Origin of the sequence: Pseudomonas sp. NCIMB 10586, assembly GCF_023127895.1 — a bacterium.
In the GTDB taxonomy this organism is placed as follows: Bacteria; Pseudomonadota; Gammaproteobacteria; order Pseudomonadales; family Pseudomonadaceae; genus Aquipseudomonas; species Aquipseudomonas synxantha_A.
Genome location: NZ_SPKQ01000019.1, coordinates 1 through 13,322, shown reverse-complemented (window position 1 = coordinate 13,322; position 13,322 = coordinate 1). Strand labels below are relative to the sequence as shown.

Genomic DNA, 13,322 nt, shown 5'->3' with positions numbered 1-13,322 from the left:
CACCGCCCCTCCCACATTTCATTATCAGCGTCTGTCAGGTGCCGGCGGGGGCATCCGGTACTTGCGGCAGCGCCGCGCCTTTGGGCCACAGCATCCAGATTTGCCCTTGTTGTTTCATATTTCCTGCCAGCTCTCCCGCCGCATCACCTGTGCCCCAGAACAAGTCTGCCCGTACTTCGCCGGTGATTGCGCCGCCGGTGTCCTGAGCCGCGACAGGTCTGGTGATCGGTGAACCATCGGGTTTGGTGGTCGACAACCACAATAGGCTACCCAGCGGGATGACCTTGCGGTCCACTGCCACGCTGTAGCCGGCGGTCAATGGCACGTTCAGCGAACCGCGTGGGCCTTCGTTACTGTCGGGGCGTGCGCTGAAGAATACGTAGCTGGGGTTGCTCGCCAGCAGTTCGGGAATGCGCTGCGGATGTGCCTTGGCCCAGGCGCTGATGGCGCCCATGGTCACCTCTTCTTTTTTCAGCTCGCCTTGCTCTACCAGCCAACGGCCGATTGGGCGGTACGGGTAGCCGTTCTGGTCGCCGTAACCTACGCGCAGTTGGCGCCCGCCCGCCAGTTGAATACGCCCTGAGCCCTGGATTTGCAGGAATTGCAGGTCCATTGGGTCGGTCAGCCAGGCGATCGGCTTGGCAGTGGAGCCCTGGCTGTTGACGGTGCTGGCGTCGTCATAAGGCTTGAGCACCCGACCTTCCAGGCGTCCACGCAGGCGCTTGCCTTTAAGCTCCGGGTAGATGCTTTCGAGGTTGACGATAATCAAGTCATCCGGCACGCCGTAGACCGGCACATGGGCGGTAGCGGTTTTGGTCAGGCTGCCGGGGTAGACCGGCTCGTAATAACCGGTGATCAAACCATTGGGTGTGTTGTTGGCCGAACGCAAGCCGAAGACATCGAGGTGTTCCTTGAGAAAGCCGCGAACCGCCACGGCATCGCCCGGTACGCTGGCCGCTGCCGCGCAGGTGGTGCCCCATACCGGGTCGGCTTTGAGGCGCTGGCAGGCGCTGCGCCAGGATTCAAAACCGGCCAGCAAATCGCTGTCGGAGACCACCGGCAAGGCTTCCCAGGGTGCACTCACATAGGTGGCGACCGCATGGGGTTTGGCTTCTTCTTTGGCGACCTCTTTGCCGGCATCTTTACCTGCATCGCAGCCGGCCAGCAGTGCGATCATTGGCAGAGCCCACGCGAGTCGGCGGCTCCAGGGTTTCGCGGTGATATTCATGTAAGCATTTCCTGAAGCGATTACCCATGCTTCATTGCATTCGGGCAACCCTTATTATTAATAGGGCTATTGGTCTTTACGGGTGGGGCGAGGATACTGGTCGCCGTTTCCCGTGACCTGAAGCCATCATGATTCTAAAAAAACTGACCGTTGTACTGCTGGCCTGCCTGGCCTTGTCCGCCTGTGGCGGTGTTGACCCCAATTCCCCACTGGGCCAACGCAAGGCGATCTTCAAGCAGATGCTCAAGACCGGCGAAGACCTGGGCGGGATGTTGCGCGGGCGTATCCCGTTCGACGGTGCCAGGTTTGCAGAAGGCGCGGTCAAGCTGGATGCGTTGTCCCATGAGCCGTGGAAGCACTTCCCAAGCGTGCGCGAAGAAGATCACACGAGCGCCAGGGACGACGTGTGGCAGAAACAGGCGCAGTTCCAGCAACTGGCCCGCGACCTTGAGGCGGCCACCGGTGAATTGGTGATCGCCAGCCAAGTGCAACCCTACAAGGCCAGTAACCTTCAGCCGGCGGTGCAAAAAGTCGAAGACGCCTGTAGCGCCTGCCATAAACAGTTCCGCGATCACTGATCGTTTTTACTGGTCGAGTTCTTCCACCGCGTCCTGTAGTTCTTTGCGCGACTCGGCCAGTTTGTCCTTACGCTTGTTGATCTTGTCCGGATCGCCTTTTTTCATGGCCTTGTCGAGGTCGGCCTGACGGCGGGAGACTTCGTGCTTGGCGTCGAGCACTTTGTTTTCACGTTCTTTTTTCAAGGTGGCGTCGGTGCAGTTGGCGGTGACTTCGCTCAGGGCTTTTTCAAGGCCGGCCTGTTGGGCGCTGTTACCGTGGGCCTTGGCTTGTTCGATCTGGGTGCTGATGGCCTGGCGCTTGGCGGCGCAGCCGGTGAGCGGCTGCGCGTCTTCGGCGGCCAGCAGTGGCATGGTTGTGAAACTTGCGAGGGTCAGCAAGGCAAAGGGGGCGAGAAATTTCATCTATAAAGCTCCAAGGTCGCAATCAGGTGGCCGGGTGGCGTTCAAAACCCATCTATCCCGGCCTCGCGTAATGTTTCAGCCAAGGCTTGCACCTGCGGGTCGCGAAAAAACGCGCTCAGTTGCGCTGCACGACCCGGGCCGATGCCGTCTGAGGCCAGCCAGGCTTGGGTGTCTTTGGCGGCCAGCGTCTGCCAGTCGCCCTCCAGGTTGTTGCGCGCCGCTGGCGGTACGCCCAAGGCCTTGAGCCATTGTGAAAAAGGGCGTTGCCGGGCGTTGTTAAAACTGTCGAGCACTCGCTCACGAGTGCGATCACCGAAGCCCTCAATGGTAGCAAGCTGCGCCGCATCCAGGGTTAACCAATCGAGAAAGCCTGCGATTAGACCGGCCTGGATCAATATGTTCCAGGTTTCACGGCCCATATGTGGCAAGGCCAGGCCCTGTTTGCCGCTCAGCCAGGTGAGGCGGGCGAGTAATTGATCTTCGCAGCCGGGCTCCATTTGCCAGCAACTCAGGGCGTGAAAATCGCGAGGGTTGGGTAGCTGCATGTCCACACGGGTTTCGTTGCGCAGGATCACCTCGTCCAGTCGGGGAATGACCTGGCCCGCCAGGCTGATCGACACATGGTCGCCGGGGCGGATATCCAGGGCTTGCCAGCGTTTCAGGGAGCCGGCGCTGACCCGGCTGATCTGCCGATCATCCAGCCACACGGGTTCCAGTTCGAGGATGGGGGTGATGCGCCCGGTGCGACCGATCCTGAATTGCACCTTGCGCACCAGTGCCAGGGCTTTGATGGCTGGGTACTTCCAGGCGACCATCCAATAAGGCGCACTGGCTTGCCAGCGCTCGGCGGGTGCCCGTGCAGCCTGGTGCAGCACCACGCCATCGCTGGCGAAGGGCAGCGGTGCGTTGTACCAATGCGTGCGCCAATGAGTGGCTTCGCTGATGTGCTCAATGGGGTGGCTATAACGCTGTGTATCGCTGAAGCCCCAGCGCGTCAGGGTGGCCAGGCGCTCGGTGAAGTCCACCGGACCGTCAGGCCAGGCCCAGACGAACAAGCCGATGCCTGCCGCCTCAGCGTCGCTCAATTGTCGCCGGTTCATCAGGCCGGCCACTTTGCTGCGCGCATTGAGCCCACCGTTTATCGCTTGCACATGGTGATCAAGGCGCCAGTAAAGTTCGCCTTGCAGCACCACATCAATCGCGTCTGGCAGCTGTTGGACGATACCGGGGATCCTGGCGGCCGAGGCCGACCAATCGTGGCCCAGCACGCCATCGCCTCGGCTGATGAGTTGCTGCAAGCGGCCCTCGCGATAGACGAGCGTCACCGCCACCCCATCGACCTTGGGTTGGATCCATACATCCTGGCGGGTGCTGAGCCACTCCTTGACTGCCGGTTCGTCTGGCAGCTTTTCCAGGCCGGTGTGCGCGACTGGGTGCCGTAACGTGCCGCGTGAACTGGCCAGCGGGTTGTCCGCTTTCGGTGTGGCTTGGCGTGTGCATTCACGCCATTGCGCCAGGCGCTGGCGGGCCTGGTCGTAGAGTTCGTCACTGATGGGGGATTGGCCCTGGCGGTGGTAACTGTCGTCCCACTGGCTGATCTGCCTGGCCAAGCTGTCGAGTTGCAGGTGAGCGTGATCGGGGCACGTTTCTGCCCACGTCCAGCTGGATAAAACACTGAGAAAAAAAGCCATGAACATATGCATCATGAGCATCCTTGCTCGAAAAGGGAGCCCAGCCTAAGTCATCCAGGCGCCCACAAAAAAGCCCCGATTGCTCGGGGCTTTTTACCGGGTGTTTCTGTATACAGCGCGAACGCTTACAGGCCGGCAGCGATACGCAGGTCGTTGGCTCGGTCGGTTTTTTCCCAGGTGAAGGTGCTGAAGGTGTCATCGCCAACAGTCTTCTGCGCAGGGGTACGGCCGAAGTGGCCGTAGGCTGCGGTTTCCTGATACATCGGGTGCAGCAGGTCGAGCATGGTGGTGATTGCGTAGGGGCGCAGGTCGAAGATTTCACGCACCAGCTTGACGATTTTCTCGTCGCTGATCTTGCCGGTGCCGAAGGTGTTCAGCGAGATCGACGTAGGCTGCGCCACGCCAATAGCGTAGGAAACCTGAATTTCGCAGCGCTCGGCCAGGCCGGCAGCCACGATGTTCTTGGCCACATAACGACCGGCATAAGCGGCCGAACGGTCAACCTTGGACGGGTCTTTACCCGAGAACGCGCCACCGCCGTGACGGGCCATGCCGCCGTAGCTGTCGACGATGATCTTGCGACCGGTCAGGCCGCAGTCGCCCACGGGGCCGCCGATGATGAACTGTCCGGTCGGGTTGATGTGGAACTGGGTGTCCTTGGTCAGCAACTCGGCAGGCAGCACGTGCTTGACGATCAGCTCCATCACGCCTTCGCGCAGGTCGGCGTAGGACACGTCCGGGTTGTGCTGGGTCGACAGCACAACGGCGTCGATACCCACGACTTTGCCGCCTTCGTAACGGCAGGTCACCTGGGACTTGGCGTCCGGGCGCAGCCAAGGCAATACTCCGGATTTACGTGCTTCGGCCTGGCGTTGCACCAACTGGTGCGAGAAGGTGATCGGCGCCGGCATCAGCACGTCGGTTTCATTGCTGGCGTAGCCGAACATCAGGCCCTGGTCGCCGGCGCCCTGGTCTTCAGGCTTGGCACGGTCTACACCCTGGTTGATGTCAGGCGATTGCTTGCCGATGATGTTCATCACGCCGCAGGTCGCGCCGTCGAAGCCGACGTCGGAGCTGTTGTAGCCAATGTCGGTGATCACGTCACGAACGATCTGCTCCAGGTCGACCCAGGCTGTAGTGGTGACTTCGCCGGCGATGATCGCCACGCCCGTTTTCACCAGCGTCTCGCACGCCACACGGGCGAACTTGTCTTCAGCGATGATAGCGTCCAGCACCGCGTCAGAAATCTGGTCGGCGATTTTGTCCGGATGCCCTTCAGACACGGACTCGGAGGTGAAAAGGGAGTATTCGCTCATCTCGATGTTTTCCTGATATTTACCGATGGTGAGTGTCGCCAGCCGGTCGCTGAAAATGGCGGACCTGAATCTGGAAACCATTACGTAAACCTACATAGAGGCTTTCCCCGGGAACGAGTCCCGCAGCGGTGGCCCAACGGGCCAGATCGTCCTGTTCAAAACCCAGCCAGAGATCACCGCAGGCCTCCTTGGCCCAATTCTGGTTGTGGCTGCATAAATCCGTAACCAGCAGGCTACCGCCGGGGTGCAGTAACCCGGCCATTTGCTTGAGGGCGTCGGCGGGGGCGGCGAAATGGTGCAAGACCATGTTCAGCACCACGCAATCGGCCCGCAGGCTGGTGTCATTCAAGGCGTCAGCCAACTGCAGGCGCACATTGCCCAGGGCTTCGCGTTCACAGAGTTGGCGCGCCAGTTCAAGCATTGCCGGGCTGTTGTCCAGCGCCGTCACCTGCCCGAAACGCCGTGCCAGGTCCGGCAGAAAGCCGCCATCGCCAGGGCCGACTTCCACGGCCGTTGCCTCAGTACTGAAGCTCAGCTTGTCCAACAGCGCCAGTACGCTTTCGCGGTATTGGGGCAAGCCGGCGATCAGGTCCTGCTGGGCGCGAAACTTGTCGGCAACCCGGGAGAAAAAGTCCTGGCTGGCGGCGGCGCGTTGCCCGTGGACCTGGCCGATGCGCGACTGTACGTCGCTCGGCAGGCCCAGGTTATCCACTTCCTCAAGCAAGGCGGCGTGCAGTTTGCCGCCCAGCTGTTCGGTATGGGGCAGGGCGCGGCGGTAAAAAATCGCATTACCTTCGCGGCGCGTGGCGACCAGGTCGGCCTGGGCCAGCACCTTCAAGTGGTGGCTCATGCCGGATTGGCCGATGGCGAAGATCTGCGCCAGTTCCAGCACCCCGAACGAATCGTTGGCCAGTGCGCGCAATACGTTCAGGCGCAACGGATCACCTGCAGCCTTGCAAAGGGCTGCCAGTTCATCGCCGTCGTCAGGACGCAGGGAGGGCACGGGTAGGTTCATAAGGCCAGCAGTCTAGTGACGGGTGTAAATCCCTGCAAGGTCAATATCAAAAAGTTTTGATATTGATCGATAAGTGGCGGTTATAAGCCGCCGCTATAACCTTTAGACGAACCAGTTAAAGGTTTCTGCAACCTATTGCCGTCCAAACCACAGGAAAAACACCCTCAAGTGACTATCTGTCATTGCCCGCAGGCGGTGGCTGAGGGAAAATGCCGGTCCTTTTTTCCGTTTCTTTATAAGTAAACTCCAGGAGATCAGCGATGCCCAGCCGTCGTGAGCGTGCCAACGCCATTCGTGCCCTCAGCATGGATGCCGTGCAAAAAGCCAACAGCGGCCATCCCGGTGCCCCGATGGGCATGGCGGATATCGCCGAGGTACTTTGGCGTGACTACCTGAAACACAACCCGAGCAACCCGTCGTTCGCCGACCGTGACCGCTTCGTGCTGTCCAACGGCCACGGCTCGATGCTGATCTACTCGCTGCTGCACCTGACCGGCTACGACGTCACCATCGACGACCTCAAGAGCTTCCGCCAGCTGCACAGCCGCACCCCGGGCCACCCGGAATTCGGCTACACCCCAGGCGTGGAGACCACTACCGGTCCCCTGGGTCAGGGCCTGGCCAACGCTGTCGGCTTCGCGCTGGCTGAAAAAGTTCTGGGCGCGCAATTCAACCGCCCTGGCCACGACATCGTCGACCACCACACCTATGTGTTCCTGGGTGATGGCTGCATGATGGAAGGCATCTCCCACGAAGTCGCCTCCCTGGCCGGCACCCTTGGCCTGGGCAAGCTGATTGCCTTCTACGATGACAACGGCATTTCCATCGACGGCGAAGTCGAAGGCTGGTTCACCGACGACACCCCCAAGCGTTTCGAAGCCTACAACTGGCAGGTGATCCGCAACGTCGACGGCCACGATCCGGAAGAAATCAAGATCGCCATCGACACCGCTCGCAAGAGCGCGCAGCCAACCCTGATCTGCTGCAAGACCACCATCGGTTTCGGCTCGCCGAACAAGCAAGGTAAAGAAGACTGCCACGGCGCCCCACTGGGTGACGCGGAAATCGCCCTGACCCGTGAAGCGCTGAAGTGGAACCACGGCCCGTTTGAAATCCCGGCCGACATCTATGCCGAATGGGACGCCAAGGAAAAAGGCCTGGCCACCGAAGCCGAATGGGACCAGCGTTTCGCTGCCTACTCCGCCGAATTCCCGGAACTGGCCAACGAGCTGGTACGCCGTCTGGCCGGTGACCTGCCTGCCGACTTCTCGGCAAAAGCCTCGGCCTACATCGCCGAAGTCGCGGCCAAGGGCGAGACCATCGCCAGCCGTAAAGCCAGCCAGAACACCCTGAACGCCTTTGGCCCGCTGCTGCCTGAGATCCTCGGCGGTTCGGCCGACCTGGCCGGTTCCAACCTGACCCTGTGGAAAGGCTGCAAAGGTGTCTCGGCAGAAGATGCCAGCGGCAACTACATGTACTACGGCGTGCGCGAGTTCGGCATGAGCGCCATCATGAACGGCGTGTCCCTGCACGGCGGCCTGGTGCCATACGGCGCGACCTTCCTGATGTTCATGGAATACGCCCGTAACGCCGTGCGCATGGCCGCACTGATGAAGAAGCGTGTGATCCATGTGTACACCCACGACTCCATCGGCCTGGGTGAAGATGGCCCGACGCACCAGCCGGTCGAGCAACTGACCAGCCTGCGTACCACGCCGAACCTGGACTGCTGGCGCCCAGCCGACGCGGTCGAATCCGCCGTGGCCTGGAAGCACGCCATCGAGCGCAAGGACGGCCCTTCGGCGCTGATCTTCTCGCGTCAGAACCTGCAACACCAGGTGCGTACCGACGCGCAGATCGCCGACATCAGCCGTGGTGGTTATGTGCTCAAGGACTGCATCGGCGAGCCGGAGCTGATCCTGATCTCCACCGGTTCCGAAGTGGGCCTGACCGTTCAGGCCTACGACAAGCTGACCGCGCAGGGCCGCAACGTTCGCGTTGTATCCATGCCATGCACCAGCGTGTTCGAAGCCCAGGACGCCGGCTACAAGCAATCGGTGTTGCCGTTGCAGGTCAGCGCGCGTATCGCCATCGAAGCGGCTCACGCTGACTACTGGTACAAGTACGTGGGCCTGGAAGGCCGCGTGATCGGCATGACCACCTATGGTGAGTCGGCGCCGGCACCAGCGTTGTTCGAAGAGTTCGGTTTCACCCTGGAAAACATCCTGGGTCAGGCTGAAGAGTTGCTGGAAGACTAAGTCAGTCTGCGTTGTCTGCACTGGCGCTATCGCGGGCAAGCCCGCTCCCACATTTGGATCGCGGTCTAATGTGGGAGTGGGCTTGCCCGCGATGGCGTCAGAACATTCAACACCGAACTAACCTTGATCGAGAACCCCATGCCCCAACCGCGTCCCTACAAAGTTGCACTCAACGGCTACGGCCGCATTGGTCGTTGCGTCTTGCGTGCTCTGTTCGAGCGAGGGGCGGCAGCCGGGTTTGAAATTGTTGCAATCAACGATCTGGCCGACATGGCCAGCATCGAATACCTGACACGCTTTGACTCCACCCACGGGCGCTTTCCCGGCGAAGTGCGAGTCGACGGCGATTGTCTGCATATCAATGGCAACTGCGTACAAGTGTTGCGCAGTGCCACCCCCGAAGGCATCGACTGGAAAGCACTGGGCGTCGACCTGGTGCTGGAATGCTCCGGTGTCTATCACACCCGTGCCGATGGCCAGCGTTTTCTCGACGCCGGTGCGCCGCGTGTGCTGTTTTCACAGCCGATGGCCAGCGAGGCGGATGTCGACGCCACCATTGTCTATGGCATCAACCAGGATTGCCTGACCGGTGATGAGCTGCTGGTGTCCAACGCTTCGTGTACCACCAACTGCAGCGTGCCATTGTTGCGCCTGCTGGATCAGGCGATCGGCCTGGATTATGTGTCGATCACCACGATTCACTCGGCGATGAACGACCAGCCGGTGATCGACGCCTATCACCACGAAGACCTGCGCCGCACGCGTTCGGCGTTCCAGTCAGTGATTCCGGTGTCCACAGGCTTAGCTCGCGGCATCGAGCGACTGTTGCCGGAACTTGCCGGGCGAATCCAGGCCAAAGCCGTACGGGTGCCGACGGTAAACGTGTCTTGCCTGGATATCACCATGCAAACCGTCAGCGACACCGATGCGACGGAGGTCAACCGGATACTGCGTGACGCCGCCACCAGCGGCCCGCTCAAAGGCCTGCTGGCCTACACCGAGTTGCCCCACGCCAGTTGCGATTTCAACCATGACCCGCATTCGGCGATTGTCGATGCCAGCCAGACTCGCGTTTCCGGCCCCAGGCTGGTGAACATCCTGGCCTGGTTCGACAACGAATGGGGTTTTGCCAACCGAATGCTGGATGTTGCGGAACATTATCTGCACATCGCCTCTAAACAACCTCAACAGTAATTCAGGAACTGCGACCCATGACCGTGTTGAAGATGACCGACCTCGATCTGCAAGGTAAACGCGTACTGATCCGCGAAGACCTCAACGTCCCAGTCAAGGACGGTGTTGTCACCAGCGATGCGCGAATCCTGGCCTCGCTGCCGACCATCAAGCTGGCCCTGGAAAAAGGCGCGGCCGTGATGGTCTGCTCCCACCTGGGTCGCCCGACCGAAGGTGAGTTCTCTGCCGAAAACAGCCTCAAGCCTGTCGCCGAGTACCTGAGCAAGGCCCTGGGCCGTGACGTGCCACTGGTCGCAGACTACCTGGGCGGCGTGGACGTGAAAGCCGGTGACATCGTGCTGTTCGAAAACGTGCGCTTCAACAAGGGCGAGAAAAAGAACAGCGACGAACTGGCCCAGCAATATGCCGCCTTGTGCGATGTGTTCGTGATGGACGCTTTCGGCACTGCTCACCGCGCTGAAGGTTCGACCCACGGTGTGGCCAAGTTCGCCAAGGTTGCCGCTGCCGGCCCACTGCTGGCTGCTGAGCTGGATGCGTTGGGCAAGGCCCTGGGCGCTCCGGCCCAGCCAATGGCGGCCATCGTTGCCGGCTCCAAGGTCTCCACCAAGCTGGATGTACTCAATAGCCTCAGCCAGATCTGCAACCAGTTGATCGTCGGCGGCGGCATCGCCAACACCTTCCTGGCCGCAGCCGGCCACCCGGTGGGCAAGTCCCTGTACGAACCGGACCTGCTGGATACCGCGCGCGCCATCGCCGCCAAAGTCAGCGTGCCATTGCCGGTGGACGTGGTCGTTGCCAAAGAGTTCGCTGAAAGCGCCGAAGCCACCGTCAAGCTCATCGCTGACGTGGCCGCTGACGACATGATCCTGGACATCGGCCCGCAAACTGCGGCCAACTTCGCCGAACTGCTCAAGGCATCCCAGACTATCCTGTGGAATGGCCCGGTAGGCGTGTTCGAGTTCGACCAGTTCGGCAACGGCACCAAAGTGCTGGCCAAAGCTATTGCTGAAAGCTCGGCCTTCTCCATCGCCGGCGGCGGTGACACCTTGGCGGCCATCGATAAATATGGCGTTGCTGATCAGATCTCCTACATTTCTACCGGTGGCGGCGCCTTCCTCGAATTCGTCGAGGGCAAGGTTTTGCCAGCCGTGGAAGTGCTGGAAACCCGAGCCAAGGGCTAAGGCTCGCGTGATCAGGAAAAGGAGTGTTCCCATGATCAAGTCGTTGGCACTGGTGATCGCAGCGGGCTTGTTGGCCGGCTGCAGCGGCACACCCAGCGCGGCGCCGGAGGCGGACAACGCCAAGGCTCCGTTGAACAAAAGCTGTTACCAGGCTGACTGGCAAGCCGAGACCATGCCGGTGATCAACAAGCGCATCGGCAACGAACGGCTGGAGAAATACGACTCCGCGCCCAACGGTCAGGAACAGGGTTGCCCTTGACGGGTCTGATCCACTAACCAACAGCAACGGCGGCCCCAGGTCGCCCTGCGAGGATTGGCAATGAAAGGCGTTTTCGCCCTGGCAGCCCTGGCCCTGTTGGCCGGTTGCAGCAGCATGAACATGTTCAGCAAGGCCGCAGAGCCTGCCGACAAGTGGACCACCTGGACCTGCGATAGCAAGGCCGAGCTCAACTGGCGCTTCGCCAACCAGGCCCGTTCCGAAGTGGATGTACGCCTCGGCGGTTCGGACCAGGTTTACCGTCTCAAGCAAGAGGTAGCCGCCTCCGGCGTGCTGTATAGCGACGGCCAGTTGGCGTTTCACACCAAAGGTGAGGAAGGTCTGGTGTACTGGGTTGCCACCGATGATTTGATTGGGCGCGGCTGCAAAGCCAACTGAACCCAACAGCAATAACGATTCAGCAGTACAAGGCTCAACCCCTTGATCTGCAATAACTTGAATAGCAGCCGCCGCTACGGCAGGCTTGCACGATTAACGACCCTCGACCGGGAGAGACAACACAATGGCACTTATCAGCATGCGTCAAATGCTGGACCACGCAGCCGAGTTCGGCTACGGCGTCCCAGCCTTTAACGTCAACAACCTTGAGCAGATGCGCGCCATCATGGAAGCCGCTGACAAGACCGACTCCCCTGTGATCGTCCAGGCTTCGGCCGGTGCGCGCAAATACGCCGGTGCCCCGTTCCTGCGTCACCTGATCCTTGCGGCCATCGAAGAATTCCCACATATCCCGGTGTGCATGCACCAGGACCACGGCACCAGCCCTGACGTGTGCCAGCGCTCCATCCAGCTGGGCTTCAGCTCGGTGATGATGGATGGCTCCCTCGGCGAAGACGGCAAGACCCCAACCGACTACGAGTACAACGTACGCGTCACCCAACAAACTGTGGCCATGGCTCATGCCTGCGGCGTGTCGGTCGAAGGCGAGCTGGGCTGCCTGGGCTCGCTTGAAACCGGCATGGCCGGCGAAGAAGACGGCATCGGCGCCGAAGGCGTGCTGGATCACAGCCAGATGCTGACCGACCCGGAAGAAGCGGCCGACTTCGTCAAGAAGACCCAGGTCGACGCCTTGGCCATCGCCATCGGCACCAGCCACGGCGCCTACAAGTTCACCAAGCCACCTACCGGCGACGTGCTGGCTATCGACCGCATCAAGGAAATCCACAAGCGCATCCCCAACACCCACCTGGTGATGCACGGCTCTTCCTCGGTCCCGCAAGAGTGGCTGGCGATCATCAACCAGTACGGCGGCGACATCAAAGAAACCTACGGCGTACCGGTTGAAGAAATCGTCGAAGGCATCAAGTACGGCGTGCGCAAGGTCAACATCGACACCGACCTGCGCCTGGCCTCTACTGGCGCAATGCGTCGCCTGATGGCCACCAACCCGAGCGAGTTCGACCCACGTAAATTCTTCGGTGCCACCGTGACCGCAATGCGCGACGTGTGTATTGCTCGCTACGAAGCGTTTGGTACTGCGGGAAATGCTTCGAAGATCAAGCCGATCTCGTTGGAAGCGATGTACCAGCGGTATTTGAAGGGTGAGTTGAACGCTAAGGTCAATTAAGTCCGGGCGTTTATAAAAAACCCGCAGCAATGCGGGTTTTTTATTTATATTTATTGTCTTAATAATTCAACATGACCTTAAAAGGTTAACTGTATCCAGCATCTATGCCGATAACTTCTAATTTGAGTTTGGCGAGTTAAGAGATCGTCACGGGACTGGTGAGGCTCCAGTCCGAATAGGTGCTATTGTCCTTAGTCTCTCTTACTTGTACGTTAATGGTTTGTTTGCTGTAGTTTTTCAGAATCGCTTCTTGGGTGGTAAAGGAGTACGTGCCGTTTGAGCCAACAAGCCCGCTTCCTAGAAGCGCTCCCGTGCCGGCTTGATGCAAGTAAACCCGATAACCAGGCGTGCCCCTTCCTGAAACTGCAATTTGAGCGGCTCCGCCTTTAGCGCTATCAATATAGGCAGCCATGATAAATATCCTTCTTAAGTGGTCGTCGGGAATCGACGACGTGATGAAACTCTAGTGATGCATCAGGTATGTGGCTACCTGTTAGAAATCACAGTTCCGACGAATGGCTGTAGGTAAAGACGGCGCATTTAGCTGGATACTCACTAAGTGCGCACTTATGTGTGTATGTCTGAGCGGGACTGGATTTGTAATACCCCCCCCCC

Annotated in this window: 13 protein-coding genes; 7 read left to right on the top strand and 6 right to left on the bottom strand. The window is 60.1% G+C overall.

Annotated features, from left to right (window positions below):
* Positions 1–34 precede the first annotated feature (34 nt).
* Positions 35–1,228, bottom strand: a complete 1,194-nt coding sequence (locus E4P01_RS10995) for an MltA domain-containing protein (protein WP_078822541.1) — start codon at positions 1,226–1,228, stop codon at positions 35–37.
* Between the two features lie 128 nt (positions 1,229–1,356).
* On the opposite strand from E4P01_RS10995, the gene E4P01_RS10990 reads away from it, so the two are divergent.
* A complete protein-coding gene (locus tag E4P01_RS10990; protein ID WP_032878990.1) occupies positions 1,357–1,806 on the top strand; it encodes a cytochrome c in 450 nt (149 codons plus the stop codon).
* Between the two features lie 6 nt (positions 1,807–1,812).
* On the opposite strand, the gene E4P01_RS10985 is transcribed toward E4P01_RS10990, so the two are convergent.
* From E4P01_RS10985 to E4P01_RS10970, 4 genes are all read right to left on the bottom strand, one after another.
* On the bottom strand, positions 1,813–2,208 hold the full coding sequence (locus E4P01_RS10985; RefSeq protein ID WP_216090419.1) for a DUF1090 domain-containing protein: 396 nt from the start codon (positions 2,206–2,208) through the stop codon (positions 1,813–1,815).
* A gap of 41 nt (positions 2,209–2,249) precedes the next feature.
* The gene (gene ligB, locus E4P01_RS10980) at positions 2,250–3,914 is read right to left on the bottom strand and encodes an NAD-dependent DNA ligase LigB (RefSeq protein WP_216090418.1); all 1,665 of its coding nucleotides are present in this window, start codon (positions 3,912–3,914) and stop codon (positions 2,250–2,252) included.
* Between the two features lie 110 nt (positions 3,915–4,024).
* Entirely contained in the window at positions 4,025–5,215 is a 1,191-nt protein-coding gene (gene metK, locus E4P01_RS10975; RefSeq protein ID WP_032878996.1) for a methionine adenosyltransferase, read from the bottom strand.
* A 19-nt stretch (positions 5,216–5,234) separates the two neighbouring features.
* The gene (locus E4P01_RS10970) at positions 5,235–6,230 is read right to left on the bottom strand and encodes a metalloregulator ArsR/SmtB family transcription factor (RefSeq protein WP_032878998.1); all 996 of its coding nucleotides are present in this window, start codon (positions 6,228–6,230) and stop codon (positions 5,235–5,237) included.
* A gap of 260 nt (positions 6,231–6,490) precedes the next feature.
* Between E4P01_RS10970 and tkt the strand changes: the two genes are divergently transcribed.
* The 6 genes from tkt (at position 6,491) to fba (ending at position 12,707) form a co-directional block, all read left to right on the top strand.
* Positions 6,491–8,488: a transketolase gene (tkt, locus tag E4P01_RS10965; protein WP_005792201.1), complete on the top strand. Its 1,998-nt coding sequence runs from the start codon at positions 6,491–6,493 to the stop codon at positions 8,486–8,488.
* A 138-nt stretch (positions 8,489–8,626) separates the two neighbouring features.
* Positions 8,627–9,682, top strand: coding sequence for an erythrose-4-phosphate dehydrogenase (gene epd, locus E4P01_RS10960; RefSeq protein ID WP_032879002.1), 1,056 nt, complete (start codon positions 8,627–8,629; stop codon positions 9,680–9,682).
* Positions 9,683–9,699: 17 nt separating this feature from the next.
* Positions 9,700–10,863 (top strand): phosphoglycerate kinase, encoded by a 1,164-nt coding sequence (locus E4P01_RS10955; RefSeq protein WP_032879003.1) that lies wholly within the window; start codon positions 9,700–9,702, stop codon positions 10,861–10,863.
* 31 nt (positions 10,864–10,894) lie between these two features.
* The gene (locus tag E4P01_RS10950; RefSeq protein ID WP_005792197.1) at positions 10,895–11,122 is read left to right on the top strand and encodes a hypothetical protein; all 228 of its coding nucleotides are present in this window, start codon (positions 10,895–10,897) and stop codon (positions 11,120–11,122) included.
* Between the two features lie 60 nt (positions 11,123–11,182).
* A complete protein-coding gene (locus tag E4P01_RS10945) occupies positions 11,183–11,518 on the top strand; it encodes an MliC family protein (RefSeq protein WP_005792196.1) in 336 nt (111 codons plus the stop codon).
* Positions 11,519–11,642: 124 nt separating this feature from the next.
* Entirely contained in the window at positions 11,643–12,707 is a 1,065-nt protein-coding gene (fba, locus tag E4P01_RS10940; RefSeq protein WP_003177554.1) for a class II fructose-bisphosphate aldolase, read from the top strand.
* A 136-nt stretch (positions 12,708–12,843) separates the two neighbouring features.
* On the opposite strand, the gene E4P01_RS10935 is transcribed toward fba, so the two are convergent.
* The gene (locus tag E4P01_RS10935; protein ID WP_216090417.1) at positions 12,844–13,119 is read right to left on the bottom strand and encodes a hypothetical protein; all 276 of its coding nucleotides are present in this window, start codon (positions 13,117–13,119) and stop codon (positions 12,844–12,846) included.
* Positions 13,120–13,322 lie beyond the last annotated feature (203 nt).

What these genes read in the sequence shown, in the direction of transcription:
- E4P01_RS10995 (WP_078822541.1), bottom strand. Translation starts at nt 1,228, where the DNA reads ATGAATATCACCGCGAAACCCTGGAGCCGCCGACTCGCGTGGGCTCTG.
- E4P01_RS10990 (WP_032878990.1), top strand. Translation starts at nt 1,357, where the DNA reads ATGATTCTAAAAAAACTGACCGTTGTACTGCTGGCCTGCCTGGCCTTG.
- E4P01_RS10985 (WP_216090419.1), bottom strand. Translation starts at nt 2,208, where the DNA reads ATGAAATTTCTCGCCCCCTTTGCCTTGCTGACCCTCGCAAGTTTCACA.
- ligB (WP_216090418.1), bottom strand. Translation starts at nt 3,914, where the DNA reads ATGATGCATATGTTCATGGCTTTTTTTCTCAGTGTTTTATCCAGCTGG.
- metK (WP_032878996.1), bottom strand. Translation starts at nt 5,215, where the DNA reads ATGAGCGAATACTCCCTTTTCACCTCCGAGTCCGTGTCTGAAGGGCAT.
- E4P01_RS10970 (WP_032878998.1), bottom strand. Translation starts at nt 6,230, where the DNA reads ATGAACCTACCCGTGCCCTCCCTGCGTCCTGACGACGGCGATGAACTG.
- tkt (WP_005792201.1), top strand. Translation starts at nt 6,491, where the DNA reads ATGCCCAGCCGTCGTGAGCGTGCCAACGCCATTCGTGCCCTCAGCATG.
- epd (WP_032879002.1), top strand. Translation starts at nt 8,627, where the DNA reads ATGCCCCAACCGCGTCCCTACAAAGTTGCACTCAACGGCTACGGCCGC.
- E4P01_RS10955 (WP_032879003.1), top strand. Translation starts at nt 9,700, where the DNA reads ATGACCGTGTTGAAGATGACCGACCTCGATCTGCAAGGTAAACGCGTA.
- E4P01_RS10950 (WP_005792197.1), top strand. Translation starts at nt 10,895, where the DNA reads ATGATCAAGTCGTTGGCACTGGTGATCGCAGCGGGCTTGTTGGCCGGC.
- E4P01_RS10945 (WP_005792196.1), top strand. Translation starts at nt 11,183, where the DNA reads ATGAAAGGCGTTTTCGCCCTGGCAGCCCTGGCCCTGTTGGCCGGTTGC.
- fba (WP_003177554.1), top strand. Translation starts at nt 11,643, where the DNA reads ATGGCACTTATCAGCATGCGTCAAATGCTGGACCACGCAGCCGAGTTC.
- E4P01_RS10935 (WP_216090417.1), bottom strand. Translation starts at nt 13,119, where the DNA reads ATGGCTGCCTATATTGATAGCGCTAAAGGCGGAGCCGCTCAAATTGCA.